Genomic DNA, 26,526 nt, shown 5'->3' on the forward strand with positions numbered 1-26,526 from the left:
GCATCCACCGGCGTGTTGGTGTATGCGGAGCCGCGCATATGAAGACGCCCAACGCCCTCGACGCCCTGGCCGCGCAGGTGCCGCCCGCCCCCTCCCCCGCTCCCAGTGGGGAAACCTCGCAGCCGGGGACGGGCACGCCCCCCTCGGACGGCTTCTCCGCGAACGACGCGGTGGGCATCGGCGGCGCCGCCCTCTTCGTCCTGCTGATGGTGCTCGCGGCCCGCAAGCTCTTCTTCCGCAAGCGCGCGCCCGAGCCGGGCAAGAAGCCAGCGGCCCCCGTCCCGGAGCAGCAGCAGCTCCCCGCCGCGCGGCCCGAGCTGCGCGTGGAGCTGCCGCCGTCGGAGAAGGAGGCCGCCCGGCTGCGCGAGGTCGATGCGGCCCATGCCCGCGCCCAGGAGCTGGCCCGTCAGCGCGAGGAGGCCGCCCGCGCCGCCAGGTCCAGCACCGACGCCAGCGAGCGCACCCGGCTGGAGGAGCAGGCCCGCGCCCTCAAGGAGCGCGAGGAGGACGAGAAGCGCGCCGAGTACCGCGCGAAGAAGGCCGCCGACGAGGAGGCCCGGGAGCGGCGCAAGCGGGAGCAGGCCGAGGCCCAGCGCCTCATGGACGAGCAGCGCGCCCAGGAGGCCGCCGCCGTCGAGGAGGCTCGCCGCGCGGAGGAGGCCGCCGCCCGCGCCAAGGTCGACGCGGAGGCGGGCCGCACGCTGTCGCAGGGCCTGGACAAGACGCGGAGCCAGGGCTTCATGGCCCGGCTCAACGGCCTGTTCGGCCAGCAGCGCCAGGTGGACGAGTCCGTGCTGGCGGAGCTGGAGGAGATTCTCTTCACGGCGGACATCGGCGTGCGCACCGCGAGCAACCTCGTCGAGGTGGCGCGCGAGAAACTCAAGCGCAGCGAGCTGAAGGACTCCGAGCGCATCAAGGACCTCATCCGCACGGAGGTCGCGCGCATCGTCGACCTGCCCGTGCCCCGCACGCTGGAGGGCGGAGGTCCTCCGCACGTCGTCATGGTCGTGGGCGTCAACGGCGCCGGGAAGACGACGACCATCGGCAAGCTGGCCGCGAAGCTCACCAGCGAGGGGAAGAAGGTGGTGCTGGCCGCGGGTGACACGTTCCGCGCCGCCGCCACCGAGCAACTCGACGTCTGGGCGGAGCGCGCGAAGGCGCAGCTCGTGAAGGGCGTCGAGGGCGGAGACCCGGGCTCCGTCATCTTCGATGCGGTGAAGAAGGCCCAGGCCGAGGGCGCGGACGTGGTCATCGCCGACACGGCCGGCCGGCTCCACACCAAGGCCCCGCTCATGGAGGAGCTGAAGAAGGTCAAGCGCGTCATGGACAAGGCCATGCCGGGCACGCCCCACGAGGTGCTGCTCGTGCTGGACTCCACCAACGGGCAGAACGCGATTCAGCAGGCCAAGCAGTTCCACGAGGCCGTGGGCGTCACCGCCATCGCGCTGACGAAGCTGGACGGAACCGCCAAGGGCGGCGTCATCATCGGCATCTGCGACGAGCTGAAGCTCCCTGTCCTCTGGGTCGGCGTGGGCGAGAAGGTCGCGGACCTGCGCCGCTTCGAGCCGCGCGAGTTCGTCGAGGCCCTCTTCGAGTAACGCGCCCGCCCTCACTGTCCCAACAGGGAGGGCAGCAGCGTCTCCAGCAGCTCCTTGGCTTGCGGGTCCAACTCATCCACCCCCAAGCCCCTGCCCGCGCCCAGCGTGCCCATCACCGAGTCCAGGTCGGGAAGGCCCAGGTCGTCATCCCCATGGGCCTCCTGCCACCAGCGCACGCGCAGGCGCGTCAGGGCCTTCGCATTCGACGGGCTCGCCTTCGCCAGCTCCTGCGTGAAGCACTCCTTGCACGTCCACTTGAAGCGGTACGTGTCCACGTAGGAGCGCAGTCCCTGGAAGAAGGCGGTGTCCCCCACCAGCTTGCGTGAGGCGTGATGCAGCAGGGGCGCCTTGGAGTAGACGAGCGCGCCGTACTCCGTCTCTCCGCTGAAGTCCCCCACGGGCCGGTCCGCGCGGCCGTCCTCGCCGCCCGACATCCGGTACATGTGGTACGTGGAGACCAGGACGTCGCGCCGCACCGACTCGGCCACGGACTTGCCGTGCTTCCACTCGATGTAGAGCAGCGCGGCGTACTGGGCCAGCGACTCGTCCACCACGGGCGACTGAATGGGGTCCGAGCCCACGAGGCCCGCGAAGTACTGGTGCGCCACCTCGTGCGCGACGGTGAACTCCAGCGCGCGCTCCAGCGTCTTGCTCAGCTGCGCGAAGGGGGCGTCCCCCAGGGGCCCGAGCGCCTCGAGCACCTCCTTCAACTGCGCCACATTCACCTGGTCGCCCACGAGGCTGAAGGGGTCCTCCGCGCCGCGATACAGCGAGGTCGCCACGGTGATGAGTCCGGGGAACTCCATGCCCCCCGCCCCCCCCGTCAGCGGCGCCTCCACCACGCGGAAGTGCGTGTACGGCAGCGGCCCCAGGCGCTTCTCGAACTCCGCCAACGCCGACGTGGCGTACTTCAACACGCGCTCGCCCACCTCGCGGTCCCTCGCCGCGAAGTGGCTCTCCACCGTGACGCCATTCACCGTGGCCGTGGCCACCTCGTAGCCCTTCGAGACGAGGATGGGGAAGTCGCGCACCGCGCCCGCGGCGAAGGAGAAGCGCACGCGGCCATCGCGCTCGGGAACCTCGCCCATCGCCGCGCCGGGGGTGTGCACTACCCAGCCCGCGGGCACGAGGATGGAGGCCAGCACATGCGAGGGCGCATACAGCGCCAGGTCGCCAATGCCCTGCGGCCCCGCCCAGGGCCGCCCCTTGTCATCCAGCGGCGGAACCTGCGGGATGACGCCCACCAGGCTGATGAAGTCCTCCGTGGCGGAGAAGGCACCGTGGTCACCTCCGGCGCTCTTCCCTCCCCCACCCAGGAGCATCCCTCCCGACTTCTCGGCCTTGGGCACCACCGCGCGCACGGCGACGTCGAGCACCGCCGCCGCGCCCGGTGGCACGGGCTCCGCGAGGCGGTGGCGATACAGCGAAGGCTCCAGCTGCTCCAGGATGATGGGCTCGAGCCCCAGCCGCGCGTCGGACAGCACCACCCGCCGGCTGTTGCGCGCATTGGGGGTGAGTCGCAGGTACAGCTCCGTGAGCGGCTTGTCCTTGGCCAGCACTTCCACCTGGACACGCCCCTTGGCCTCGCGAGCAAGAGGGTCCACGTCCAGCTGCACCCGGTAGCGCGGCAGCTCGTCCAGCGGCCCCAGGACCTTCGCGGCCCGCTCCCGCTCGGCGGGCTTGAGGTGCTGCAGGCTCAGCTGCACTTCCGGGGGGAGCTCGGCGCGGGCATCCAGCCCGACGAGCACGCACCACGACACCAGGCAAGGCAGGAGCGTCCGCATGCGCGCATGCTAATTGACCTGGAACACCACGGCTCGTCTAGCCTGCGGGGACATGCACCCTCGAACGATTCTCCTGGCCGCTGCCCTGGGATGGATGGCGTGTGCGCGGAACGTCCCCGCGTCCTCGACCGCCTCCGTCTCCTCCACACCCCGCTCCGTCCGGCTCGTGGTGGACACGCCCCCGCAGGAGACGGCGACCTTCGACAAGGTGCGCGACGACCTCGAGGTGGACACCGAGGAAGGTGAGCGCACGCCACGCGTCGTCACCTTCGGCGAGACGGCCGTGCTGCGTCGCGACGGGCAACGCGCCCGGCTCTACGGCGATGCGACGGGCAAGCTCGGCTTCAGCGTGGACAACTTCATGCTGCTGGAAGTGCTGGACGCACAGAACACCGTGAAGCGCCGCGCCATCGTCGGCTTCACCGACAGCGTCCACATGGGCAAGGAGCTGGTGGACAACCTGGGACGCCGCGCCTTCAGCTTCGAGCCGGGCGAAATCGACATCACCGAGCTGCTCCCCGAATCCGACCCCTTCCGCATCCGAGTCACCATCCTGGACTCGTGGGGCGTGGGCCGTGTGTCGGACGTGTACCTGGTGCTCTCCGCCGAGGCACCGCGCGCCGTCGAAGACGACCTGCGCGGCAACTGAGCCACTCGACGGACCGCGCTCGCCAGTCGATGCGAGCGCGGCCTTGCTCCCCGCGGGTCAGAACCTCACGCCACCCATGGCGGGAGTCGGGAAGACGCCCGCGCCGCGGCCCTTGTTCGCGTCCGCACCGCCCTTCAAGTAGGCGTCACATTCGCGTGCGGGAGCACACAGGCTCGCGCGATCAGGCTGATTGAGCGTCGGGTCCTGCGTGGCCATCACCGCGCCCACCGCGCCCGCCGCCAGCACCGCGCCCACGCCGGCCCAGACATACCAACGGCCGTACCAAGGCCTGCTGGAGCCCTCCACTTCAGGGTCGTCCGGGATGCCCTCGTCGTTGAACGCCAGCGCGGGAGACGTCTCGTCCACGGCGCTCCTGGACGGGTCCAACACCGTGCTGCGCGGCGTGTCCGTGCGGGGCGTGGCGCTGGCCACCGTCGTCGTATCCACCGCCGGCCGCATCCGGCCCGTCACCTCGTAGGTCGTCCCGGCCAGCACGTTGATGTTGTGCACGTCCGGCTTGTAGCCCTCCGCGCGGAACTCGATCTCACGCGAGCCCGGGCGGAGCATGAGGTCGCTCAGCGGCACCGTGCCCACCTCGACGCCATCCACCACGACCACCGTGCCCGCCACGTCGGCCAGCACTCGCGCGAAGCCCATGGTGGCATCCAGCGAGACCTTCACCTCCGCCTGCGAGCCCTCCTTCACGTCGAGCCGCCGCGAGAACTCCGCGTAGCCCGCCTTGCGGACCACGACGGTGTGCTCGCCGGGCGTCACGGTCAGCGGCACCGGCGCCGACGTCAGCGTGCCCATCTCGCGGCCATCCAGCGACCAGCGCGCGCCACGCACGTTGCCGGCGATGAACACCGCGAGCTCCGTCTTCACGGGCGCCAGCGGCGCGAGCAGGCTGTCATCCGGAGGCGGCGTGTTCTGCTTGCGCGTGCCCTTCGCCGTGGCTCCCGACTTGGTGCGCGAGGGCTTCTTCGACACCTTCTCGGCTTTCTTCTTCTTCACCACCTTCGTCTTGCCCGCCTTGGGCTTCGCGGACTTCGACGGCGTGAGGGGAGCCAGCAAGTCATCCTGCGCGAACGCGGAGGAGGGAGCCGCCAGAACGACCACCAAGGAAAACATGACGAGGCGTCGAATGCTCATGACGGGCCGAAGGTTAGAGAGTCGCTCGAGGGGAATCAAACGAAGTCCCGCTCCCTGGCTCTTTCGGCCAATATCCGCGCCCATGCACCGTGCCCTGCCCTCGTTCGCCCTTGGCTTCAGTGTTGTCTGGCTCACGGCGTGTCATGCCACGGTGCCACCCACCCTGGAGACGCGTGCCCCACCTCCACCTCCCGTGCGAGTCCCTCCCGGCTGTGAAAGCAGCCAGGCAGGCGAGTATCACCACGCGGACAACCCCGCCTTCCGCTACCACGGCGAGGATGATGGCGGGACGCTGTCGCTCACGGTGCTGCGAGCCCGCACGACGGAGGACGGAGGCACGGAGCCGCCCGAGTCGAGCGCCTCCTCCATCGTGCTTCAGCGGACACCCGAGGGGTTCGTGGGTGAGACACGCGCCACGGGCTTCACCGGCTCCGGAGCGCCCTGCCCCGTCACCTTCCCCACGGAACTGGTGGCGTGCGAGGACGCGGGCCTCACGCTGCGCGCGGTGGCCAGCACGTCCATTGACGAAGGCTGCCAGCCATCCCGCTCAGGACCCCCACCCGTGAGGCTGAAGCAGGTGCTGCTCAGGGACCCGCCCGACGCGGGCCCCTGAGGAACGGCGGCCTCCTCGTGCATCCCGCCCCTCGAAGGGGGCGCGACACAGGCCGAGGAGGCTCGACTTCAGGCCGCGCGACGGGCCTGCTCGTCGGCGGGGTTCACCGAGGTCCCCGCATCGGACATCTTCATGCGGCCCGCGAAGCCCTGCAGCAGGCTGGAGATGCCCACGTAGAGGAAGCCCGCCTGGAACAGGACGATGAAGGGCACCGACGTGTAGATGCGAGCGTCGATGGCGAACCACAGCGCCCCGGTGAAGTACGCCGCGAAGAGCAGCTCCACCACCGGCATCAGCGTCTTGCTGCCGCGGTACGTCTTCTTCACCGCCTTGACCTTCTTGCCCTCGGCACCGGTCTTCGGCGTGCGCGCGAAGCCCGACTGCTGGTTGAGCAGCGCCTCCGCCACCGCCTTGGCGTTGTTGATGGCCAGGCCGATGCCCAGGCTCATCAGGAACGGCAGGTACTTCACCCGCTCCCAGCCCGTCACGCCCCGCTCCCGCTGCGCGGCCACGTAGAAGAAGCACACGCTCGCCGTGGCGGAGACGAAGAAGGGCAGGTCCAGGAAGAGCGTGCCGTACAGGCCATGCTGGAAGCGCACCACCATGCTGATGGGCATCAGCACCGACAGCAGCACCATCAACAGGTAGGCCATGTTGTTGGTGAGGTGGAAGAACGCCTCGCGCTTGACGGCCAGCGGCAGGTGGCTCTTGAGGATGGTGGGCAGGAGCTTCTTCGCCGTCTGGATGGAGCCCTTGGCCCAGCGGTGCTGCTGGCTCTTGAAGGCGTTCATGTCCACCGGCACCTCCGCCGGGGAGATGACCTCCGGGAGGAACACGAACTGCCAGCCCTTGAGCTGAGCGCGGTAGCTCAGGTCCAGGTCCTCGGTCAGCGTGTCGTGCTGCCAGCCACCCGCGTCGGCGATGGTGTCGCGGCGCCAGATGCCCGCGGTGCCGTTGAAGTTGAAGAAGCAGCCGGAGCGGTTGCGCGCCGTGTGCTCGATGATGAAGTGGCCGTCCAGGAAGATGCTCTGGGCCTGCGTGAGGATGGAGAACTCACGGTTGAGATGGCCCCAGCGCACCTGCACCATGCCCACCTTCGCGTCGGAGAAGAACGGCACCGTGCGCAGAAGGAAGTCAGGGCTCGGAACGAAGTCCGCGTCGAACACCGCGACGTACTCGCCGCGCGCCGTCTTCAGGCCGTTCTCCAGCGCGCCCGCCTTGAAGCCCTCGCGGTTGACGCGGTGGATGTAGACGATGTCGTGGCCCTTCTGACGATGACGCTCCACGCACGCACGCGCGATGCCGCACGTCTCGTCCGTCGAATCGTCGAGGACTTGGATTTCCAAGAGCTCGCGTGGGTAGTCGATGCGGCACACCGACTCCACCAACCGCTCCACCACGTACATCTCATTGAAGATGGGCAGCTGGATGGTGACGCGAGGAAGCTCCTTCAGAGGGCTCTTGGGCGTCGGCAGCTTGAACTTGTGCCGGTAGTAAAGGAACGCCATCCGGTACCTGTGCGAGCCGTAGACCGCCAGCACGCACAGGACGCTGAAATAGACGCCCAGGAAGATGATCTCAACGGTGGTCATCGGTGACGCTCAGCCCCTCCCGCACGGCCCCCGTGGCCCGCGGTCCTTCCATGCGTGGCGGCTGCGGAAAATCCCGTCTCACACCGAACCGCCGCCTCATGGGTCCGCTGAGCCCCCGTCTCCTATGTACCCGAAAAGACAAGACTTTGACGTTCGGGAACAGATCGGCGCCGGACAATAGGGAGGCGTCAAGGGTGTGTCAAATTATTCCCCGAATTTGAACGTTCCGTTCAGGGTCTCTGTGACACCTTGCGTCACCCTGGCATACAGGGCTGCTGCGGGGATGGCGCCGGGGCTGAAACGGCGCCAGGGGGAGGACTACCTGGAAGGTCAGCTCACCGCGCGATGGGGCTCCAGGACAGTGGGAGCGGGGGCGACAACAGGCGCATCCAGGACACCCGCCTCGTCGCGCGTCGCCAGCGCCAGGATGCGCTCGACGAGCTCCGGGAAGTCCAGCCCGGCATGGGCGGCAATCTTCGACAGGATGCTGGTGGGGGTGAAGCCCGGCAGCGTGTTGACCTCCAGCACCACGTCGTTGTCGGTGTCCGAGCAGAGCAGGTCCACGCGGGCATACCCGCGGCATCCCAGCGCGCGGTACGCGGCGAGCGCCAGCGCCTCCACGTTGGCCACGCGCGTGGCGGACAGGCGGGGCGGCAGGAAGTAGCGCGAGCCGCCCTTGTACTTGGCGTCGAAGTCGAAGCTCTCGCGAGGTGAGGCCACCTCGCAGCTCCCCAGCACCTTCCCGCCGAGCAACCCCACCGTCACCTCGCGCCCGGACACGAAGCGCTCCACCAGCGCCTCACCGCCGAAGCGGCACGCCTGGGCCACCGCGGGCACCAGCGCCTCCGGCTCGCGCACGACGGACAGCCCCACCGACGAGCCCCCGCACGCGGGCTTCACCACGCACGGGAAGCCCAGGTCGCCATGCAGCGTGAGCGCAGCCACTGCCTCGTCGCGGCCCACGCGGTAGCCCTGGGGCGTGGGGAGGTTGTGCAGCCGGAAGAGCTTCTTGGCGACGGGCTTGTTCATCGCCAGCGCCGACGCCAGCACGCCCGAGCCCGTGTAGGGCAGCTCCAACAGCTCCAGGAGCCCCTGCACGCGGCCGTCCTCGCCCATGCGTCCATGCAGCGCGATGAAGGCCACGTCCAGCTCGGCGGAGCGCAGCGCCCGGTCCAGCCCGGGCCCGGCGAACACCCGGGTGACCTGGTGGCCTCGAGACTCCAGCGCCGCCACCACGGCCTCTCCCGTCTTGAGCGAAATCTCCCGCTCCTCGCCCCAGCCACCCATCAGCACTCCGACGCGCTTGCCCATGTCGATGAAGCCTCCTGGGCTCGCGACAGAGCACGTCGGATGCCAACCAGGCCGGTGGGGGCGGTGAGGCCTCGGACGCGGCGGCGGACCTCGTGGAAACGAGGGTTTGCGACAACGACAGGCGGACGGGCGGCCGTGTCTCCGAGGACACGGCGCGGCCCGACGACCACGCGGGGCCCAGGGCTGTAGGAATGACCGCCCGTGGCGGCGCAGCCCCTGGACCCGCGCGTCAGCTACCCGCCGGAGTCACTGCGCGTGCTGGGGGTCGAGCCCGCGTCGGAGCCCGCGTCACTCCCGGCATCCGAGCCCGCGTCACTCCCGGCATCCGAGCCGGAGTCCGGGACAACGGCGGTGCCGTCGGCGACGCACTTCTCCTCCTCGCAGGCATAGCCGGTGAGGCACTGGTTGCTGTCGTCACACGGCTGTCCCTCCTCGTCGAAGTCGACGAGCAGGCTGCACGCGGACAGGCCCAGGGAGAGGGCCGCAAAGGGAATGAGGAAACGGAAGGGACGGCGCATGGCTAGTAATTCCGGAGATCGTCTTCGTCGAGGGACGGCCGCTTCTTCTCTTCATCCTTGCGCTTGGAATCGTCCTCGCGCTTGCGCTTGTCTTCTTCGTCGCGCTGGCGCTTGGCGTTCGCCTCGGCCTCTTCCTTCTTGCGGCGCTCGTCCAGCTCACGGCGCTGCCGCTCCACCTCTTCACGCCGCTTGCGCAGCTCCTCTTCTCGCTGCGCGGCGTCGTCCTCGCGGGAGCGGCGCGTGTCGGCCGCCTTCGCGGGCACCACGACGGGCTCGGGCGCGGGGGCCGCCGGCGCGGGCTTCGGCTCGGGCGTGGCCTTGGCGGCGGGCGCGGGCTTCGACTCGGGCGCGGGCTTCGACTCGGACGTCGCCTTGGAGGCGGGCGGAGGCGGCGGCATGGGCAGCGAGTCGTTCATCGGCTTCGTCCCCTTGGGCGGGGGCGGCATGGCCAGCGGGTCCTTCTGGGGCTCGGTCTTGGCCGGCGGAGGCGTGGACCGCGAGCGCCGGGGCGCGGGCGCGGGCGCCGGAGTGGACTTGGAGCTGGAGCTCCCTCCTCCCCCACCGCCCGAGAACGCGAAGTAGCTGCCCAGGCCCGCGGAGACCAGACCCGTGAGCAGGCCGATGTCCGCCACCAGCGCGTACGTCTTGCCCGTATCCCTGAAGTCCTTGGCGCGAGCGCTCGTCTGGGGCGCGCGGCGGAAGTCATCCTCCTTCGAGGACGCCTCCATGCCGAAGTAGATGCCGCCCGCCAGCAACGCCACACCCGTGGCCATCATCACGTAGCCCATCGTCTTGCGGTTGGAGCCCCCTTCGCTCGCGAAGTGCGTCACCGGCTTGTTGCCCGCGAGGCGCGTCGCATCGGTGCCCACCAGCGAGGACAGGAACGCATCGGAGCCCGTCGCCATGGCCTCACCCGCGGGCACCGCGCCCACGGCATAGGCCAGGTTGTGGCCGTCGGAGACCTCCAGCCGCAGGCCCGTCACCTGGAGCGGAGCCGTGCCCGTGCCGCCACGAACCAGCAGGGCCAGCACCTGGGACACTCCCGCGAGCGTCCCCAGTTCGCGCAGCGCCACGTCCCGCTCCAGCTCCTCGGACTTGCGCGTCACGCGGTCGGAGATGGACTGCAGGCTGCGCACGGACTCGGACGGGGGAAGCGTGAGCGCGGTGTCACCCTCGCGCGCCCGGCTCTGCTCCATCACGTAGCCCGGCGCCATGACCGTCACGAAGTGGTCCGCGGCCGTCAGCCCCTTGAGCTCCACGGGCGACACGCCCTTGAAGTGGCCGTCGACGTACACCTGCGCGGGCACCGGCTCCGTGCGCACCGTCAGCGCCCCGGAGGAGCCCGCGAGCGCCGCCTTGCGCTCCTTCTCCACGAAGGCCATCTCATCCGGCGGGAAGAAGTTGGGGGAGAACTGGGCCCGGGGGTCCACCGCCAGCACCGCGCGAATCTCCAACTGCGCCGCCGCGTTCTCGCCGTTGGCCACCTGCGAGGCCGCCTTCATCACGCGCGCACGGGAGAGCTCGCCGAAGTTGCGCGACATGTCGCTCGCCTCGAACGCACGCGCCGCCGCCTCGAACTGCTGGAGCGCCTTCTGCGTGTCGAGCTCGTCGTACGCGCGCTGGCCCTCCTTCATGGCCTCGGCGCCCTCGGCCGCCTTGGCCTCGCGCGCCGCCTTGCCCTTCGCGTCCAGCGCCTCCGACAGGCGCACCAACTCCAGCCGGCCGGAGCGCGCCACGGACTGCTCGGCCCAGTACGCCAGCCGCGCGGCCTCCGTGCGGGACGCCGCGTCCAGCGGAATGGCCACCACCGTCACGGAGGACGGCGCGGCGGTGGGCACCGCCCTGGGCGTCAGTCGAAGAGGGAGGCTCGTCTGCGCGGCGGCGGGCCCCACGGCCAACATGCCCACCAACCATCCGCTGAGAGCCGCGTGCATCGCGCGATTGCTCGAAGGTCGCATCACTCGGTCACCTTTGTCCGTCCGCCATCAAACGGAGGTCGCGGCGAAAAGCAAGGGGGAAGGAGTCCCTACCGACCCTCAGCTCGTGCCGGAGGCCGCCCTGGAGCAGCCGAGAGGCCATGGAGATACTCGAGCGCGACCTTGAGCGGGTAGTCCTTCAGCGCTGCGGTGGTCTCCCACTTGGGCAGGTTCTCCGGCGGGCCCCGCGGCGCGGGAGATGCGGGCTCGCTCGTGGCGGAGGACTCCGCGCGGAAGTGACGCTGGAGGTCCTTCTCGCGAGGCGCCTCGCGTCCCGGCTTGGCCCCTGGCTCGTCCGGCACCACGTAGTCCGGGGTGATGCCCCGCTCCTGGATGCTGCGGCCCTTGGGCGTGTAGTAGCGCGCGATGGTCAGCTTCAAGCCCGAGCCATCCTCCAGCTCGATGACCGTCTGGACGCTGCCCTTGCCGAAGGTGGGCGAGCCCATCAGCGTGGCCCGGCCATGGTCCTGGAGCGCGCCCGCCACGATTTCCGACGCGGAGGCGCTGCCACCGTTCACCAACACCACCACCGGATAATTCTTCTCCGTGTCGCGGTCCTTGCTGCGCTCCTCGGTGGAGTTGCGGCCGTCACGGCCTCGCGTGAAGACGATGGGCAGGTTGCCGGGGAGGAACCGGTCGCTCATCGCCACGGCCTCGTCCAGCAGGCCACCGGGGTTGTTGCGCAGGTCCAGCACCAGGCCGCGCAGCTCCTTGCCGCCGTTGAGGCCGCGCAGCCGGTCCAGCTCCTTGCGCAGGTACTGGTCCGTGCGCTCCTGGAAGTTCTTCACCTTCACGTGGCCGATGCCGCCGTAGAGCTCGCCCTCCACGGAGATGATGCGGATGTGGTCTCGGATGATGGCGATTTCGCGCGGCGCGCTGAAGCCCTGACGCAGGATGCTCAGGAGCACGCGTCCTCCCGCGGGGCCTCGCATCTTCTGCATCGCCCGCCCCACGTCCATGCCGCGCGTGCTCTCGCCGTCGATGCCCACCAGCTCGTCGCCCGCCTTGAGCCCCGCGCGCGCCGCGGGCGTGTCGTCGATGGGGGCCACGACGATGATGCGGTCGTTCTTGCGCGCGATTTCGATGCCGAGCCCACCCCACTCGCCCGACGTATCAATCTTCATCTCGCGGAAGACCTCCGGAGGCATGAAGACGGTGTGCGGGTCCAGCGTGTCGAGCATCCCTTGGATGGCGCCGTAGATGAGCCGCTCCTGGTTCGGCGGCTCCACGTAGTTGTTCTCCACGTAGGAGAGCACGCGGGCGAAGGTCTCCAGCTGGCGGTAGGTGGCGTCGCCCTTCTCCGCCCGCTCCGAGGACGACGCGGGCGCCTGAGGCCCCGCGTCCTTCTTCTCATCGGCGGCCGAGGGTCCGGACACGAGGATGAGCGCGGCCAACGCCACGCGCCACGGCTGAGTGAGACCCGTCACGTCGGTACGTCCTTTCGCGAGAAGCTCGAAGGGCGACCCAGTCTATACCCAGCCCTCAGAGCTCGGACGCATCGGCGAAACGCACCAGGTGCGACACGAGCTCGTCTGGACGCTCCATCTGGGGCACGTGACCGAATCCCTGCACCACGCGCACCTGCGCATGCGCGGGCAGGTTCGCGCGGAACCAGTCGAGCGAGCGCGAGGGCAACAGCCGCTCACTGCCACCCCAGAGGAACAGCACCGGCATCGACAGGTTGCGCACCGCCTGCGGCTCCAGGCTGAGCCGAGTGGCCATCACCTCGGCGGTGAGCGCCTTCACCGTCGGGGTGTCGTAGAAGCGGGTCAGCTCGGGTGCGAGCAGCAGCGCCGGCAGCGGCGCCTGGTGGAACAAGCGACGCGTGAAGGCGCGAGCCTCCGCGGGCGTGCGCACCGTGAACGCGTTGAGCAGCGCCGTGTTCTCCTCGGCCGGCAATTCCGCGCCCGCTGGAGCCACCAGCGCCAGCGCGCGCACCCACTGGGGCTGCTCCGCCGCCAGATTCACGGACATGGCCCCGCCCAGCGAGTTGCCGACGACGAAGGCGGGCTGCTTCACCTCCTGCTCCACGAAGGCGCGCAGCACCTCGAACTGGTTGCGCACGCAGACCTGACCGCCGCAGTACTCCGTGGAGAAGCCATGGCCCGGAAGGTCCGGCGCAATCACCCGAGAGAAGCGCCTGGCCAGGCCGAAGAACGTCCGCCCGAAGCCATTCGCCGAGCCGCCCAGCCCATGCACCAGCACCACCGGCGGCCCCTTGCCCTGCCCCTTCAGTGCATAGAAGTGAACAGACTGGCCCCCCACGTCGACTGTCGAAGACTGGACACCTCGGGCCACCAGCACCCGCCGCACCGCCTTCTGCATTCCGCCCATGAGGTCCATGCGCTCGACCGCTCCTCTCGCCGTGGGAGTCCTCCCGGGAGGATAGCAAGTCGTGCGCCGGATTGCCGCAACGCGTCAGGGGACTGGGGCCAGCCACGGTGCGGGGTCCACGGCCTGCCCGGCCTTGCGGACCTCGAAGTAGAGGTACGAGCCCTTGAGCGAGCCCGTGTCCCCCACTTCGCCCACGACCTCGCCCGCGGCCACGGCGTCTCCGAGCCCCGGGGTGATGGCGGACAGGTGGGCCATGAGCGTGTGGTAGCCGTCGCCGTGGTCGAGGATGAGCAGGTTGCCGTAGCCCCGGAGCGAGCCCGAGTAGACGACGGTGCCATCCGCCACGGCCTGCACGGGAGCCCCCGCGGCGGCACGGATGTCCAAGCCCTTCTGCACGGTGACGGTGTTGAAGCGCGGGTTGACGACCTTGCCGAAGCCCACCTCGACGATGCCGCGCGTGGGCTGCGGCAGCTTGCCGCGAAGCGCGCCGAAGCCATGTGTCGCGGGCGCCTCCTTCAGCTCACGCACCACCTGGGTGAGCTCCGCGTCGGCATGCTCCAGTTCCTTCACCGCGCGACGCGCCAGCTCCGCTTCGCCCGCGAGTGAGCCCACCACCTCCTCGAGCGCCTCGCGCTGCGCCCGAGCCAGCCGCTCCTGCTCCTGGAGGAACGAGACCCGCGTGGCGAGCGACGTCTGCAGTCGCTTCAGCTCCCGGGTGGACTGCCGCTGAAGGTGCGCCACGCGTTGCACGCCGCGCAGCAGCTCCAGGTCGCCGGCCATGCTCGCCTCCAGCGCACGGGCGCGCCACACGAGCGCGGCGAAGTCCTCCGCGGACAGCAGCACCTCCAGCGGGCGGCGGCGCATGACGCGGTAGAGCGTGCGCAGGCGCGGAGACAGCCGTCGAAGCTGGACGCGCAGCGCCTCGCGCAGGAGGGCCTCTTCGCGCTCGGCCAGGAGGACCCGCTTGCGGAACACCGCCAGGTCCGACTCCAGCGCCCGGACGCGCCGACGGGAGAAGGACACCATCTCCTCCATCAGCTCCAGCCCCTCGAGCACGCTGAGCTTCTGGGACTCCACCAGCGCCAGCGTCGCGCGCTGCGCGGCGAGCTTCTCGCGCAAGGCCGCCTGCTCCGCCTCCTCCAGCTTCTGCGCGCGCGCCGGAAGCCCCAGGAGCACCAGCGCGACGGCGAGGGCAAGGGCGCGGCTCATACGCGAAGAAAGCGCCCCACCGCGACGAAGCTGCCGCCCAGGCCCAGTCCACAGCCCGCGCTCACCAGCTCCAACGCCAGCCGAGGCTCCACCCACGGCGCCGCCACACCCGGCCCCAGCAGGAACGCGAACAGAGAGCCCAGCGTGGGCCCCACCAACCGGCCAAAGGCCCACAACCCCAACAGCGCCACCCCCGCGCCCAGGAGCCCCTGCAAGAGGCCCTCGAGCAGGAAGGGCGCCTTCACGAAGCGGTCCGTGGCGCCCACCAGCTTCTGGATTTCAATCTCCTCGCGCCGCGCGTAGATGGCGAGCTGGAGCGTGGCCGCGACGATGATGACGGTGGCGCCCAGCACCACGATGAAGGCCACCAGCGCACCGAAGCGCAGCGCACGGGCAATCGCCGTCAGCCGCTCCACGGCCTGCTCTCCGTAGTCCACGCCGGACACTCCGGGCAGCGCGCGCAGCTCCTTGGAGAGGGCCTCGAGGGCCTCGGGGTTGCGCTCCTCGGGAGGAACCCGCAGCTCCAGCGCCGCGGGCAGCGGGTTCTCCGGCAGCTCCGACAGCGCCTCGCCCAGGTCTCCCAGCTCCGCGCGCAGCCGCTCCAGCGCGGCCTCGGGAGGAATGAGCGTCACCTGGCCTCGGCTGAGGGTCTCGACCCGGGTGCGCACGCCGTGGGCCTCGTCCTGGCCCAGCTCCGGCGCCAGGTACACCGTCACCTCCACCTCGCCGCCCAGGGACGCGAGCAGGTTGTCCAGCATCCGTGCACCGCTGCGCGCCAGGCCCGCGGCGAACAAGGCGATCGCGATGGTCGTCACCGCGATGAAGTGCACGAAGGGCGAGTGCTTGAGCCCCACTGCCGCCGAGCGCCAGAAGTACCGCGTCTTCGCCAGCGCGCTCATACGACCATCCGCCGAGCCGCCTTGACGCCGTCCTCGTCGGAGACAATCTGCCCGCGCTCCAGGCGCACCGTGCGCTTCTGGTAGCGCGAGAGCAGCGTGGCGTCGTGCGTGGCCACAATCACGGTGGTGCCTCGGATGTTCACCTGGGTGAGCAGGTCCATGATTTCGACGGTGAGCGCCGGGTCCAGGTTTCCCGTGGGCTCGTCCGCGAGCAGGATGGTCGGGTCGTTCACGAGCGCCCGCGCAATCACCACACGCTGCTGCTCACCGCCCGAGAGCCGCAGCGGGAACGAGTCCGCCTTGTGCTCCAGGCCCACCAGCTTCAGCATCCGCCGCACCTTGTCGCGAGCCTCCGCGCGCGGCACGCCCAGCACGTCCAGCGTGAAGGACACGTTGTCCTCCACCGTCCGGTGCGGCAGCAGCTTGAAGTCCTGGAACACCACCCCGATGTTTCGCCGCAGGTACGGCACGGCGGACTCGCGGATGCGGGCGATGTTGCGGCCACCCACCAGAATCTGCCCCTTGGTGGCCTTCTCCGCGCAGAAGATGAGCTTGAGCAGCGTCGTCTTCCCCGCGCCGGACGGGCCCGTGAGGAAGACGAACTCGCCCTTCTCCACGCTGAGGTTGATGTCCGAGAGGACTGGCGGATCGCCGGGATACGCCTTGTAGACGTGGAAGAATTGAATCATGGCGCGGCGCGGAAGGAGTCCAACCTACCACGGCCGGGCCGAAGCGCCCCACGCACCCCAGGCGGATGGCGGGGCTTTCCCCTCCCACCCCCGGCATCACCTGTGCGACGGTGCCACGCCATATGAGCGAGCAGCCCGAGCGGCGCGCGACGAGGGGACAGTGGGTGGGACGCTTCGCGGGGCCCCTGGCCGCCGCGCTCATCTACTGGATTCCCTCCGGACTCCACACCCTGCCGGGCCTGGGTGACCGTCCCGCCGCCGCCGCCGCGGTCGCCGCGTGGATGGCCCTCTGGTGGTTCACCGAGGCCGTCCCCATGGCCTGGACCGCGGTGCTCCCCGTCGCGCTGTTCCCCCTGCTGGGCGTGTTCGACACGGCGAACCCCGCCATTGCCATGGGCCGCGCCGTGCTGCCCTTCCTGGACCCGTACATCTTCCTCTTCATGGGAGGCATGGCCCTGGGCGCGGGCATGGAGCAGTGGGGCCTGCACCGCAGAATCGCGCTGCTCATCATGCGCGCCGTCGGCACGGGGCCGGAGCGGCTCTTGTTCGGGATGCTCGCGGCCACGGCGGCCGTGTCGCTCTGGATTTCCAACACGGCGACGGCGGTGATGATGGTGCCCATCGGCATGGCGCTGCTCACCCAGCTCCGCGCCGCCGAGGGGCGTCCCCTGCAGCACTTCGGCGCGGCACTGATGCTCGCGGTGGCGTACGGCTCCAACATCGGCGGCATCGGCACCAAGATTGGCAGCCCCACCAACTCCGTCTTCGCGGGCGTGGTGTCGCGCCGGCTCGGCAGCGACGTGGGCTTCGTCGAGTACATGATTGCCGCCCTCCCCTTCGTCCTCATCTTCCTGCCGCTGACGTGGGCGGTGCTGTGGCGCTGGGGCCGCCGCGACAAGATGGGCCCCGGCCAGGGCGGAGAGGTCATCGCCCAGGAGCTGGCGCAGCTGGGCCCCGTCTCCCCCGGAGAGCGCACGGTGGGGCTCGTGTTCTTCACCGCCGCGGTGCTGTGGATTTTCGGCGACCTGCTGCGGGAGGCGCTCGCGCCCTGGGTCGCGCTCGCGTTCAATGGCTTCAAGCTGGGCGGCAAGCACTACGAAGCCGCGGTGGCGATGCTCGGCGCGCTCACGCTGATTCTCATGGGGAGGCTGTCGCTCGCGGCGCTGAAGCGGGTGCCGTGGGATACCCTCCTGCTGCTCGGCGGAGGCTTCGCGCTGGCGGCGGGCATCGAGGCCAGTGGCCTGGCCTCCTGGCTCACCACGCGGCTGTCCGAGCTGGAGACCCTGCCCGTGCTCGCTCAGCACGGCGTGGTCGCCACCGCCACCATCGTGCTGTCGGCCATCGCCTCCAACACCGCCACCACGAATGTCATGCTCAACGTGCTGCCGGCCTCACGGCCCTTGCTGGCGGTGAGCACCTTCGCGGCGTCGTGTGATTTCGCGCTGCCGGCGGGCACTCCGCCCAACGCCATCGTCTTCGGCAGCGGCGTGGTGCGCCTGCCGGTGATGATGCGCACGGGCATCTTCCTGGACGCGCTGGCGGCCCTGGCGTTGATGCTCTATGGGGCCACCTGGGTCCAGTGGGTCCTCCCCTAGCCGGGGAGGACACGCGCAGGGGCTTACTGCTCGCCCTCGCCCGCCAGGTAGCTGAGGATGACCTCGTCCAGGCTCTTCTCGGAGATGAGGTCCTCTCCGAACAGCGTCTCCACGCCCACTTCGTTGATCTTGGGCTTCTCCTTGAGGGCCCGCGCGGCGGCGACCTCGGGAGGGAGCAACGGAGGCTGGGGCACGACGACGGGCGGCGGCGGACGAGGCGCCATCGACTGCCCGGGCTGCATCTTCACCTGCGAGGAGTCCGCCTCCGTGGCGAGCTGACCGGGCTGGTAGTGCCGGGCCGTGGACTCATAGTTGTCGTACACGCCGTTGATGAGGTTTCGCAGCATCTCCTTGTGCTGCTCCTCCATCAACTCGCGGACGACCTCCGCCAGGCTCTCCGCGTTGAGGATGTCCGAATAGGACGTCTTCTTCGACGCGAGGATGTTCCCGCCCACGAACAGGTGGGTGATGATGTGGGGATTGTTGACGCCCGAGTCCTCGGTCTGGACGTGGTAGACCTTCCCCTTGTGCTTGATGTTGTGGTTGAAGCCGGTGACGGCCTTCTCGAAGGTTTTCGTCATTGCCGAGTGGGCGGACCGTACCAGTCGCTTCCCCACGACACAAGGTAAGCGTCAACCCCGCATGTCCCGCCATGGCGCCTGCCCGCCTGGGACCCACGCAATTCTTGCGGCCACCGCCCGTCCGCCCCGCAGCCAGCCCTCCAGTGCGACCACGAACTTCCGGTCCGTTGAAAAGCCGAAAGCGACTGGGGTACGTACAGGGCTGCGGGTGCGTTGATCAACGGCGCCAACGTCCAGGACTCCACGGATGAAGAAGACGAACGAGATCAAGACCCAGGTCCGCCTCCAGGACGCGCAAGCCCTGGCGGAGGGCTACTCCCCCGCGATTCGTGCCATGGAGATTGGCGCCATCGTCAGCTTCATGGCCTTGGAGCTGTTCCTGGTGTACCGGCTGTACACCAATCCACACGGCGGCCCGTGGCTCCTGCTGAGCGCGGTGCTCCTGGGCTATCTGGCCGCGGACTTCGTCTCCGGCTTCGTCCACTGGATGGGCGACACGTGGGGCTCCACGAACATGCCCATCCTGGGCAAGGCCCTCATCCGGCCCTTCCGCGAGCACCACGTCGACGAGAAGGCCATCACCCGCCACGACTTCGTTGAGACCAACGGCAACAACTGCCTCATCTCCCTGCCCGTGGCCGTGGCCGCCGTGTCCATGCCGCTGAGCAACTCCGGCTGGGTGTTCTGCGCCAGCTTCCTGGGCGCGATGATTTTCTGGGTGATGGCGACCAACCAGTTCCACAAGTGGTCGCACATGGACTCGCCGCCGGCGCTCATCGGCTTCCTGCAGCGCATCCACCTCATCCTGCCCCCGGCGCACCACCGCATCCACCACACCGCGCCGTTCAACAAGTACTACTGCATCACCGTGGGCTGGCTGAACTGGCCGCTCAACGCCGTGAGCTTCTTCCCGCTGATGGAGCGCCTGGTCACCCGCGTCACCGGCCTGGTGCCGCGCGAGGATGACATCGGCGACGAGGCCGCGCGGGCGCTGGTGGCGGTCCAGGGCGCGACCCAGGCCCCCGTCGTCCAGGCGGCCAAGGAGCTGCTCACCAAGGCCACCACCGAGGACACCGCGCCGGCGCCCGCCCCCACGCGCCCGTCCTGAGCGCGGGCCCCCGGCCGCGTCAGAACTTCAGGTCCACCTGCTCCGCGCTCGCGATGGGCCGGCCCAGGAACCGGGCGCCCACTTCGGTGAAGCGCTCGGGCACGTCGGTGACGAAGTACGCGTGAGACGGCGTGCTCGTCGCGGGCGCCAGCAGGTCCAAGCCCTCCAGCAGCGTCACGACGGCCTGCGCGGTGGCCTCCGCCGAGTCCACCAGCGCCACCCGAGGCCCCACCACCTCCTGGATGACGCCCTTGAGCAGCGGGTAGTGCGTGCACCCGAGCACCAGGGTGTCCACGCCGTCCCGAGCGAACTCGCCCAGGTACTCGCGCGCCGTCAGCATGGGCACATCCCCAGTGGTCCACCCCTCCTCCGCCAGCGGCACGAAGAGCGGACACGCGCGGGCCTTCACCCTCACCCGTGGGTCCTGGGCCTCGAGCGCGCGCTGGTAGGCCCCGGAGCGGATGGTGCCCTGCGTGCCGATGACCCCCACGCCGCCGCCCTGCGTGCGCGCCAGCGCCGCCTGAGCGCCCGGGCCAATCACGCCCACCACCGGCACGGGCAGCGCCGCCTCCAGCGCGGGCAGCGCCACGGACGACGCCGTGTTGCACGCCACCACGAGCAGCTTGATGCCTCGCTCGAGGAGGAACTCCGCGTTCTTCAGCGAGTAGCGCGTCACCACCTCGCCGGACTTGGTGCCGTAGGGGACGCGCGCCGTGTCCCCCAGATACACCGTGCTCTCATGGGGGAGGTGCTCCATGAGCGACTTGAGGACCGTGAGCCCTCCGACACCTGAATCGAAGACACCAATGGGACTGTGGCTGGCTTGCCGCATGCCGGGTGTCCCTATCACGTTTGATGCCAACACCACGGCCCGCCCCAAAGCCAAAGAGGGCCGGAGCCAGGGGCTCCGACCCTCTTGTTCACCCCACGAGCGAGTGAGCTCGGGCTAGCGGGGGAACAGCGACACGAGCAGCGCGTTCTGCGGCCCCGGGAACTGGTGGCCCACGATGTCGACGAACACGCTGTTGCTCACCGAGAAGTAGTCCACGCCGTTGCTCGTCCGCGCCTTCATCTCCACCTCGTAGCGGCCCGGACGGAGGAACTCGAAGACCACCGGCGCGTCGTTGCAGCCGTGGCGGTCACCGACGATGCCGTACACCCACTCGTTGGTGAAGACGTCGCGGAAGTTGATGGCCACCTCGGAGATGCCCGCCTGGGAGCAGCTCTGCGCGGAGCCACCCGAGCGCAGCTCCCACTTGACGGCCGCTCCGCCAATCACCCACATCTTCACCACCACCGTCTTCGTCTCACCGGACCGCACCGAGAACCGCCCGGTGTAGTGGTACCAGGGGCGCCCCTGCCCATCGATGGCGACCAGCTGCAGGTCATGGTCCCCCGGGGTGAGCGACGGCGTGGTGACACCCGCCCCCACGCGGCCCTCCGAGCAGCTGAAGCGCACCCACTGGCCCCCATCCACGCGGGCATCCACCGACGCCACGCCCGCCTGGCTGCAACCCACCGCGCTGCTCCCCGACTCGAACTCCCACTGGATGGACGCGAAGCTGGCGGTGGTGCGCAGCGTGGCGGTGTAGGACGTCGGCTCACCGTAGCGGGTCGAGAAGCGGCCCACGTGGCTGTAGAGCGTGCGGCGCTGCGCATCGAGCCCCACCAGCTCCAGGTTGTGCTCGCCCGGGTCCAGGTACGGCGTCTTGATGCTGTTGCCACCGAAGCCCTGCGCGCAGTCGAAGCGCGCCCACTCGCCCCCATCCACGCGAGCCTCCACGGAGACCACCCCCGCCCTGCTGCACGAGTCACCGTTGGGGAACAGCCAGTTGATGTACGCGAAGGACGGCGAGGCGCCGATGGGCGTGAGGTCGATGTCCACCACCACATCCCCATCCACCCGGAACGTGCCGCTCACCTCGTACAGCTCCCGGCCCGCATAGCTGACGGCCACCAGGTTGAAGCTGTAGGTGCCCGGCTCGAAGTCGTGCAGCACGATGCCGTCGAAGTTGTTCGCCTGGCACGGGTAGCGGCCGTCGTTGGCCAGCCGCTCGCCGGGAATCGTGATGTTCACGCCCTTGATGTCGCGATCTTCGTCGCAGCGCAGACCACCAAAGGTCCAGCGGAACGTCACATCGCCAGGCTCGTCGAAGCCGTTGTCGTGGACGATACAACCGGAGGAGACCGCCGCCAGGCAGAGGAATGCAACCAGCAGTCTGGAGTTCATGAGGGGCAACCTGTCTTGGGGTGATGAGGTGTTCGGCCCGTTTCAATCACCTCGGACGACCCCTTGCGGGAATTATTCATCCCTGCGGCCAAGTAACCGCAAGCAGCCGGCCGAGCCCCGTTTGTTTGACCCAGTTGTAGCGGAGTGTTACGCGCTCCACCTCATGACGCCCCACTTGCCCCTGGCGCTCGGCGCCATGAACTACGTGGAGATCATCCGCGACGCCTCCTTCATCGAGCTGGCCGTCCTGCTGCTCCTGATGGGGGTCTCCGTGGCTTCCTGGGCCCTCATCGCGATGAAGGCCTCCCAGCTCGCCAAGGCACGCGCACAGTCTCTCACCTTCCTCGACACCTTCTGGAAGGCGTCCCGCCTGGAGGCCATCTACCAGACGGCCCAGAAGCTCGACGCCTCGCCCCTGTCCAAGGTCTTCTGCGCCGGCTACGAGGAGCTGACCAAGCTGGCCCAGGCCAAGGAAGGCGGCGCCGAGGGCGCCATGGCCGAACGGCTGGGCGGAATCGAAAACGTGGAGCGCGCGCTCAACCGCGCCTCGACGTCGCAAATCACGGAGCTGGAGGCGCGCGTGTCGTTCCTCGGCACGGTGGGCGCGGCGTCCCCCTTCGTGGGCCTGTTCGGCACCGTCATCGGCATCCTCAGCGCGTTCAACCAGATTGCCGAGCAGGGCAACGCCACGCTGGCCACGGTGGCGGCGCCGGTGGGCAACGCGCTCTTCGCCACGGCGGCGGGCCTGTTCGCGGCGATTCCGGCCGTGGTCGCCTACAACTCGTTCGTCAGCCGCATCAAGGTGTTCGACACGGAGATGTCCAACTTCTCCGCGGACTTCCTCAACATCATCAAGCGTCACTTCTTCCGGTAGGCGGAGGCGACCATGGGAATGGGCGGAGGCAATCGCGGCGGTGGCCGCACCACGATGAGCGAGATCAACGTCACGCCGATGGTCGACGTGATGCTGGTGCTGCTCATCATCTTCATGGTCACCGCGCCCCTCATCCAGCAGGGCGTGAAGGTGAACCTGCCGGAGACGAAGGCCGCGCCCGTGGAGGCGACGGAGAAGAAGGTCGTCCTCTCCATCGACGCGGGCAAGAAGGTCTACATCGGCGACGCGGAGGTGCCGATGGAGGAGCTGGAGACGAAGCTGGCCGCCAACGCCAAGGTGCAGGCGGACAAGGAGGTCTTCCTCCACGCCGACCGCGACGTGCCCTACGGCGTCGTGGTGGAGGTCATGGCGGCGGCGCAGCGCGCGGGCATCAACAACGTGGGCATGATCACGGACCCTTCCACGGGGTCCAAGACGTCCAATGCCGCGTCGACCTCGAAGAAGCCGAAGGAGGCGAAGCGCTAGCCCATGCACTCCGCGGTGAGCCACAGCCTGCTCGTCAACCGCTCCGCGCGCGTGTCGCCGTTCGTCATCGCGTCCGTGGTGGGGCACATCGCCCTGCTGCTCGCCGCGGTGCTGTACGCGCGCTTCAACAGCGCGCCCCCGGTGGACCTGACCGCGCAGCCCATCCGCGCCACGCTGGTGCGACTGGGCAAGCCTCGGGACGCCAAGCTCCTGCCGCGCAAGGAGCAACTGCCCCCGCCTCCCAAGCACGTGGAGGCCCCCAAGCCCGCGCCGGAGGCTCCGCCCGCGCCCTCCTCCAACGCCGTCGCGGTGCCCATCCCCGGCGTCAAGCCGGAGCCGACCTCCGCGCCCAAGCCCACGCCCGTCAAGGGTGAGCGGGAGGGCGAGGACCGGCGCAAGCGCCTCTTCGGCGCCTTCGACAAGACGGCCAAGGCGGCCCCGGACGAAGAGCCCGAGGGCGCCGAGGACGGAGACCCCGACGGTGACTCCGCCACCGCCGAGGGCGAGCGCTACTTCGGCCTGCTCCAGGTCCAGGTGCGCCGGAACTACAGCGTCGCGGACACGATTCCGGAGTCGGAGCGCATGCACTTGAAGGCCCTGGTGGCGCTGCGCCTGGGCCGCTCGGGTGAAGTGCTCGATGTGAAGCTCACGAAGCCCAGTGGGAATGACTTGTTCGACTCGGCGGTCCTCGCCGCGGTCCGCAAGGCCTCTCCCTTCTCGCCTCCTCCCGACCACCTTCGAGACGCGCTGCAGAAGAACGGCGTCAACCTGAGTTTCAACGCCCTATGAAAGCCCTGCTCCTCTCCCTCGTCCTCCTCCCGCTCGCTGCGTTCGCGCAGACGCCGACGATCGAAATCTCGGGCGCCAACTTCCGCCCGCTGCCCGTGGCGGTGCCCGCGCCGCTCACCCAGAACGAGGGCGCGAAGGGGAAGGCCAACACCTTCGACGCGGCCTTCACCTTCGACCTCTCCGCCTCCGGCATCCTCCAGGTGCTGGACCGCAAGAGCTTCACCGCCGACCCCAAGGAGGGCATGGCGGCCGGCACCATCACCTTCAGCCGCTGGGCGGACGTGGGCGCCGAGGCCCTGGTGAAGGTGTCGCTGGCGGACGACGCCGGAACGCTGCGCGGTGAACTGCGCCTGTTCAACGTGGGCACCGGACGCGAGGACCTGAAGGTGACCAAGGACGCACCGGCGAGCAATCCGTCGCTGCTGGCGCACCGCCTGGCGGACGCGCTCTACCGGCACTTCACGCGCGAGCCCAGCCCGTTCCTGTCGCGCATCACCTACGTGCGCAAGGCGGGCAACAACCGCGATATCGCGGTGGCGGACTGGGACGGCGGCAACCCCGTGGTGCTCACCAAGGGCGGCATCAACATCCTGCCCTCGCTGAGCAACGACGGCGCGCAGGTGGCGTACACGTCGTACCGCAAGAACCGTCCGGACCTCTACGTGCAGCGCCCGGGTGGCGACGCGAAGATGGTCGTGTCCGACGGGCAGATGATCACCGGCGGCGCCTTCTCCCCGGACGGCAAGCGCCTGGCGTACTCGCAGGCCGAGGGTGAGAGCGCGCAGATCTACGTGGCCAACGCGGACGGCTCCGGCGCCAAGGCCGTCACCGATACGCCCTACGGGCTGAACACCAGCCCGAGCTGGTCGCCCGACGGCAAGCGCATCGCGTTCGTCTCCAACCGCGGTGGCAGCCCGCAGATCTACATCATGGGCGCGGATGGCTCGGGTGTGCGGCGGCTCACGTTCCAGGGCAACTACAACCAGACGCCGGACTGGTCTCCGCGTGGCGACCTCATCGTCTTCACCGCGCGCGACGAGCGCAACGCCTTCGACCTCTTCACCGTCAACGTGGAGACGGGCAAGGTGACGCGCATGACGCAGGACCAGGGCAACAACGAGGAGCCCGCCTTCTCGCCCAACGGCCGGCTCATCCTCTTCACGTCCACCCGGGCGGGTGGCACGCAGCTCTTCGTGATGACGGCGGACGGCAACAACCAGCTCCCCCTCCGGGCGGAGAAGGGCACGCTGCTGACGCCGGACTGGGCTCCCCTGGCGGACGCCCAGTAGCCAGTACCCACGGAGCGTTGACAGGGGGCGCCTGCTCGGGTCGAGTTCCCGGGCATGAGCGCCCCCTTTCGTTCCCACTGGGGATTGGACCCCGAGGTCCGATTCCTGAACCATGGCTCGTACGGCGCGTGCCCCACCGTGGTGCTCCAGAAGCAGGCGGAGCTCCGCGCACGCTTGGAGTCCGAGCCCGTCCGCTTCCTCCATCGCGAAATCGAGCCGCTGCTCGACGAGGCCCGCGCGGCGCTCGCGGACTTCGTCGGCGCGGACACGGAGGACGTGTCCTTCGTCCCCAACGCCACCGGCGGCGTCACCACCGTGCTGCGCTCGCTGCGCTTCGAGCCTGGTGACGAGCTGCTCACCACGGACCACGAATACAACGCCAGCCGCAACGCGCTGGACTTCGTCTCCGAGGCCTGGGGCGCGAAGGTGGTGGTGGCGAAGCTGCCCTGGCCCGTGAGCTCGCCCGACGCGGTGGTGGACGCGGTGCTCGCGCACGTGACACCGCGCACGCGCCTGTTGCTCGTGGACCATGTCTCCAGCCAGACGGCGCTGGTGATGCCGCTGGCCCGGCTCGTCTCGGAGATGCGCGCGCGGGGCATCGAGACGCTGGTCGACGGCGCGCACGGGCCGGGCATGGTGCCGCTGGCGCTGCGCTCGCTGGGCGCGGGTTACTACACGGGCAACTGCCACAAGTGGCTGTGCTCGCCCAAGGGCGTGGCCTTCCTCTACGTGCGCCGCGACTTGCAGTCCGGGGTGACGCCGCTGGCGGTGAGCCACGGACGCAACTCGCCCCGCACGGACCGCTCGCGCCACCGGCTCCTGTTCGACTGGACGGGGACGCATGACCCCACCGCGGCGCTCTGTGTCCCGGAGGCACTTCGGGTCATGGGCGGCATGCTCCCCGGGGGGTGGCCCGCGCTGATGGCGCACAATCGCGACAAGGCCCTGGCGGCGCGAGCGATGCTCTGCGAGCGGCTGAAGGTGGCGCCGGCCTGCCCCGAGGAGATGGTGGGCAGCATGGCCGTGGTGACGCTGCCTCCGGGGTATCCGGAGCGCCCCGAGCCGCCCCTCTACCTGGACCCGCTCCACCTGCGCTTGTTCGACGAGCACCGCATCGAGGTGCCCATCATCCCTTGGCCCAAGCCGCCCCACCGTCACGTGCGCGTGTCCGCGCAGCTCTACAACACGCCCGACGAGTACGTCGCGCTGGCGGATGCTTTGGAAGTGCTCTTGCGTTGAGTAGGCTCTCGCGC

At 69.6% G+C, this 26,526-nt stretch carries 24 protein-coding genes; 10 read left to right on the forward strand and 14 right to left on the reverse strand.

Features of this window, described 5'->3' with window-relative positions:
- The first annotated feature begins 38 nt into the window (after positions 1–38).
- Positions 39–1,598 (forward strand): signal recognition particle-docking protein FtsY, encoded by a 1,560-nt coding sequence (gene ftsY, locus MYSTI_RS31385; protein WP_015351848.1) that lies wholly within the window; start codon positions 39–41, stop codon positions 1,596–1,598.
- A gap of 11 nt (positions 1,599–1,609) precedes the next feature.
- Here the strand turns inward: ftsY and MYSTI_RS31390 are convergent, their stop codons facing one another.
- Positions 1,610–3,382: a M1 family aminopeptidase gene (locus MYSTI_RS31390; RefSeq protein WP_015351849.1), complete on the reverse strand. Its 1,773-nt coding sequence runs from the start codon at positions 3,380–3,382 to the stop codon at positions 1,610–1,612.
- Between the two features lie 52 nt (positions 3,383–3,434).
- On the opposite strand from MYSTI_RS31390, the gene MYSTI_RS31395 reads away from it, so the two are divergent.
- Positions 3,435–4,031: a hypothetical protein gene (locus tag MYSTI_RS31395; RefSeq protein ID WP_015351850.1), complete on the forward strand. Its 597-nt coding sequence runs from the start codon at positions 3,435–3,437 to the stop codon at positions 4,029–4,031.
- A 57-nt stretch (positions 4,032–4,088) separates the two neighbouring features.
- Here the strand turns inward: MYSTI_RS31395 and MYSTI_RS31400 are convergent, their stop codons facing one another.
- Positions 4,089–5,159: a PEGA domain-containing protein gene (locus tag MYSTI_RS31400; RefSeq protein ID WP_233278016.1), complete on the reverse strand. Its 1,071-nt coding sequence runs from the start codon at positions 5,157–5,159 to the stop codon at positions 4,089–4,091.
- 103 nt (positions 5,160–5,262) lie between these two features.
- Between MYSTI_RS31400 and MYSTI_RS31405 the strand changes: the two genes are divergently transcribed.
- The gene (locus tag MYSTI_RS31405) at positions 5,263–5,793 is read left to right on the forward strand and encodes a hypothetical protein (protein ID WP_044281769.1); all 531 of its coding nucleotides are present in this window, start codon (positions 5,263–5,265) and stop codon (positions 5,791–5,793) included.
- A gap of 68 nt (positions 5,794–5,861) precedes the next feature.
- On the opposite strand, the gene MYSTI_RS31410 is transcribed toward MYSTI_RS31405, so the two are convergent.
- The 9 genes from MYSTI_RS31410 to ftsE all read right to left on the reverse strand — a co-directional run bounded on the left by MYSTI_RS31410 (position 5,862) and on the right by ftsE (position 16,321).
- Positions 5,862–7,385 (reverse strand): cellulose synthase family protein, encoded by a 1,524-nt coding sequence (locus MYSTI_RS31410; protein ID WP_015351853.1) that lies wholly within the window; start codon positions 7,383–7,385, stop codon positions 5,862–5,864.
- Positions 7,386–7,715: 330 nt separating this feature from the next.
- The gene (locus MYSTI_RS31415; protein ID WP_015351854.1) at positions 7,716–8,696 is read right to left on the reverse strand and encodes a D-alanine--D-alanine ligase; all 981 of its coding nucleotides are present in this window, start codon (positions 8,694–8,696) and stop codon (positions 7,716–7,718) included.
- 233 nt (positions 8,697–8,929) lie between these two features.
- On the reverse strand, positions 8,930–9,214 hold the full coding sequence (locus MYSTI_RS31420; protein ID WP_015351855.1) for a hypothetical protein: 285 nt from the start codon (positions 9,212–9,214) through the stop codon (positions 8,930–8,932).
- 2 nt (positions 9,215–9,216) lie between these two features.
- The gene (locus MYSTI_RS31425) at positions 9,217–11,148 is read right to left on the reverse strand and encodes a PEGA domain-containing protein (RefSeq protein ID WP_233278017.1); all 1,932 of its coding nucleotides are present in this window, start codon (positions 11,146–11,148) and stop codon (positions 9,217–9,219) included.
- A 92-nt stretch (positions 11,149–11,240) separates the two neighbouring features.
- Positions 11,241–12,617, reverse strand: coding sequence for a carboxyl-terminal processing protease CtpA (locus tag MYSTI_RS31430; RefSeq protein WP_015351857.1), 1,377 nt, complete (start codon positions 12,615–12,617; stop codon positions 11,241–11,243).
- Positions 12,618–12,672: 55 nt separating this feature from the next.
- On the reverse strand, positions 12,673–13,533 hold the full coding sequence (locus MYSTI_RS31435) for an alpha/beta fold hydrolase (RefSeq protein ID WP_015351858.1): 861 nt from the start codon (positions 13,531–13,533) through the stop codon (positions 12,673–12,675).
- A gap of 75 nt (positions 13,534–13,608) precedes the next feature.
- Positions 13,609–14,733, reverse strand: coding sequence for a murein hydrolase activator EnvC family protein (locus MYSTI_RS31440; protein ID WP_015351859.1), 1,125 nt, complete (start codon positions 14,731–14,733; stop codon positions 13,609–13,611).
- Positions 14,730–15,632, reverse strand: a complete 903-nt coding sequence (locus tag MYSTI_RS31445) for a cell division protein FtsX (RefSeq protein WP_015351860.1) — start codon at positions 15,630–15,632, stop codon at positions 14,730–14,732. Before MYSTI_RS31445 ends, MYSTI_RS31440 begins: the two co-directional genes overlap by 4 nt.
- Positions 15,629–16,321, reverse strand: a complete 693-nt coding sequence (ftsE, locus tag MYSTI_RS31450; RefSeq protein WP_015351861.1) for a cell division ATP-binding protein FtsE — start codon at positions 16,319–16,321, stop codon at positions 15,629–15,631. The genes MYSTI_RS31445 and ftsE overlap by 4 nt, the downstream gene beginning before the upstream one ends.
- Before the next feature lie 122 nt (positions 16,322–16,443).
- Between ftsE and MYSTI_RS31455 the strand changes: the two genes are divergently transcribed.
- Entirely contained in the window at positions 16,444–17,916 is a 1,473-nt protein-coding gene (locus MYSTI_RS31455) for an SLC13 family permease (RefSeq protein WP_015351862.1), read from the forward strand.
- Between the two features lie 23 nt (positions 17,917–17,939).
- On the opposite strand, the gene MYSTI_RS31460 is transcribed toward MYSTI_RS31455, so the two are convergent.
- Positions 17,940–18,497, reverse strand: coding sequence for a gliding motility complex assembly protein RomY (locus MYSTI_RS31460; RefSeq protein ID WP_015351863.1), 558 nt, complete (start codon positions 18,495–18,497; stop codon positions 17,940–17,942).
- A gap of 247 nt (positions 18,498–18,744) precedes the next feature.
- Between MYSTI_RS31460 and carF the strand changes: the two genes are divergently transcribed.
- On the forward strand, positions 18,745–19,605 hold the full coding sequence (carF, locus tag MYSTI_RS31465; protein WP_015351864.1) for a plasmanylethanolamine desaturase: 861 nt from the start codon (positions 18,745–18,747) through the stop codon (positions 19,603–19,605).
- A 19-nt stretch (positions 19,606–19,624) separates the two neighbouring features.
- Here carF and murI read toward each other — a convergent pair whose 3' ends face one another.
- Both murI and MYSTI_RS41130 read right to left on the reverse strand, forming a co-directional pair.
- A complete protein-coding gene (murI, locus tag MYSTI_RS31470) occupies positions 19,625–20,437 on the reverse strand; it encodes a glutamate racemase (RefSeq protein ID WP_015351865.1) in 813 nt (270 codons plus the stop codon).
- A gap of 114 nt (positions 20,438–20,551) precedes the next feature.
- Positions 20,552–21,835 carry a hypothetical protein gene (locus MYSTI_RS41130; protein ID WP_015351866.1) on the reverse strand — a complete coding sequence of 428 codons (1,284 nt, stop codon included), beginning with the start codon at positions 21,833–21,835 and terminating at the stop codon, positions 20,552–20,554.
- A 163-nt stretch (positions 21,836–21,998) separates the two neighbouring features.
- Here MYSTI_RS41130 and MYSTI_RS31485 point away from each other — a divergent pair, with 163 nt between their 5' ends.
- Genes MYSTI_RS31485 through MYSTI_RS31505 form a run of 5 tightly spaced genes read left to right on the forward strand, consistent with a single transcriptional unit; the run spans position 21,999 to position 26,512 of the window.
- Positions 21,999–22,709: a MotA/TolQ/ExbB proton channel family protein gene (locus tag MYSTI_RS31485; protein ID WP_015351867.1), complete on the forward strand. Its 711-nt coding sequence runs from the start codon at positions 21,999–22,001 to the stop codon at positions 22,707–22,709.
- Positions 22,710–22,721: 12 nt separating this feature from the next.
- Positions 22,722–23,195 carry a protein TolR gene (tolR, locus tag MYSTI_RS31490; protein ID WP_015351868.1) on the forward strand — a complete coding sequence of 158 codons (474 nt, stop codon included), beginning with the start codon at positions 22,722–22,724 and terminating at the stop codon, positions 23,193–23,195.
- A gap of 3 nt (positions 23,196–23,198) precedes the next feature.
- Complete coding sequence (locus MYSTI_RS31495; RefSeq protein WP_015351869.1) at positions 23,199–23,984, forward strand: energy transducer TonB; 786 nt, start codon at positions 23,199–23,201, stop codon at positions 23,982–23,984.
- Positions 23,981–25,273, forward strand: coding sequence for an LpqB family beta-propeller domain-containing protein (locus MYSTI_RS31500; RefSeq protein WP_015351870.1), 1,293 nt, complete (start codon positions 23,981–23,983; stop codon positions 25,271–25,273). The genes MYSTI_RS31495 and MYSTI_RS31500 overlap by 4 nt, the downstream gene beginning before the upstream one ends.
- Before the next feature lie 54 nt (positions 25,274–25,327).
- Positions 25,328–26,512 carry an aminotransferase class V-fold PLP-dependent enzyme gene (locus MYSTI_RS31505; RefSeq protein WP_015351871.1) on the forward strand — a complete coding sequence of 395 codons (1,185 nt, stop codon included), beginning with the start codon at positions 25,328–25,330 and terminating at the stop codon, positions 26,510–26,512.
- Positions 26,513–26,526 lie beyond the last annotated feature (14 nt).

Origin of the sequence: Myxococcus stipitatus DSM 14675 (assembly GCF_000331735.1) — a bacterium.
GTDB lineage: Bacteria > Myxococcota > Myxococcia > Myxococcales > Myxococcaceae > Myxococcus > Myxococcus stipitatus.

Excerpts from the sequence above, each read along its gene's own strand:
- murI (WP_015351865.1), bottom strand. The coding sequence starts at position 20,437 with ATGCGGCAAGCCAGCCACAGTCCCATTGGTGTCTTCGATTCAGGTGTC.
- ftsE (WP_015351861.1), bottom strand. The coding sequence starts at position 16,321 with ATGATTCAATTCTTCCACGTCTACAAGGCGTATCCCGGCGATCCGCCA.
- ftsY (WP_015351848.1), top strand. The coding sequence starts at position 39 with ATGAAGACGCCCAACGCCCTCGACGCCCTGGCCGCGCAGGTGCCGCCC.
- tolR (WP_015351868.1), top strand. The coding sequence starts at position 22,722 with ATGGGAATGGGCGGAGGCAATCGCGGCGGTGGCCGCACCACGATGAGC.
- MYSTI_RS31460 (WP_015351863.1), bottom strand. The coding sequence starts at position 18,497 with ATGACGAAAACCTTCGAGAAGGCCGTCACCGGCTTCAACCACAACATC.
- MYSTI_RS31395 (WP_015351850.1), top strand. The coding sequence starts at position 3,435 with ATGCACCCTCGAACGATTCTCCTGGCCGCTGCCCTGGGATGGATGGCG.
- MYSTI_RS31505 (WP_015351871.1), top strand. The coding sequence starts at position 25,328 with ATGAGCGCCCCCTTTCGTTCCCACTGGGGATTGGACCCCGAGGTCCGA.
- MYSTI_RS31500 (WP_015351870.1), top strand. The coding sequence starts at position 23,981 with ATGAAAGCCCTGCTCCTCTCCCTCGTCCTCCTCCCGCTCGCTGCGTTC.
- MYSTI_RS31390 (WP_015351849.1), bottom strand. The coding sequence starts at position 3,382 with ATGCGGACGCTCCTGCCTTGCCTGGTGTCGTGGTGCGTGCTCGTCGGG.
- MYSTI_RS31440 (WP_015351859.1), bottom strand. The coding sequence starts at position 14,733 with ATGAGCCGCGCCCTTGCCCTCGCCGTCGCGCTGGTGCTCCTGGGGCTT.
- MYSTI_RS31455 (WP_015351862.1), top strand. The coding sequence starts at position 16,444 with ATGAGCGAGCAGCCCGAGCGGCGCGCGACGAGGGGACAGTGGGTGGGA.
- MYSTI_RS31400 (WP_233278016.1), bottom strand. The coding sequence starts at position 5,159 with ATGTTTTCCTTGGTGGTCGTTCTGGCGGCTCCCTCCTCCGCGTTCGCG.
- MYSTI_RS31445 (WP_015351860.1), bottom strand. The coding sequence starts at position 15,632 with ATGAGCGCGCTGGCGAAGACGCGGTACTTCTGGCGCTCGGCGGCAGTG.
- carF (WP_015351864.1), top strand. The coding sequence starts at position 18,745 with ATGAAGAAGACGAACGAGATCAAGACCCAGGTCCGCCTCCAGGACGCG.
- MYSTI_RS31435 (WP_015351858.1), bottom strand. The coding sequence starts at position 13,533 with ATGGACCTCATGGGCGGAATGCAGAAGGCGGTGCGGCGGGTGCTGGTG.
- MYSTI_RS31495 (WP_015351869.1), top strand. The coding sequence starts at position 23,199 with ATGCACTCCGCGGTGAGCCACAGCCTGCTCGTCAACCGCTCCGCGCGC.
- MYSTI_RS31425 (WP_233278017.1), bottom strand. The coding sequence starts at position 11,148 with ATGCACGCGGCTCTCAGCGGATGGTTGGTGGGCATGTTGGCCGTGGGG.
- MYSTI_RS31415 (WP_015351854.1), bottom strand. The coding sequence starts at position 8,696 with ATGGGCAAGCGCGTCGGAGTGCTGATGGGTGGCTGGGGCGAGGAGCGG.
- MYSTI_RS41130 (WP_015351866.1), bottom strand. The coding sequence starts at position 21,835 with ATGAACTCCAGACTGCTGGTTGCATTCCTCTGCCTGGCGGCGGTCTCC.
- MYSTI_RS31405 (WP_044281769.1), top strand. The coding sequence starts at position 5,263 with ATGCACCGTGCCCTGCCCTCGTTCGCCCTTGGCTTCAGTGTTGTCTGG.
- MYSTI_RS31410 (WP_015351853.1), bottom strand. The coding sequence starts at position 7,385 with ATGACCACCGTTGAGATCATCTTCCTGGGCGTCTATTTCAGCGTCCTG.
- MYSTI_RS31485 (WP_015351867.1), top strand. The coding sequence starts at position 21,999 with ATGACGCCCCACTTGCCCCTGGCGCTCGGCGCCATGAACTACGTGGAG.
- MYSTI_RS31420 (WP_015351855.1), bottom strand. The coding sequence starts at position 9,214 with ATGCGCCGTCCCTTCCGTTTCCTCATTCCCTTTGCGGCCCTCTCCCTG.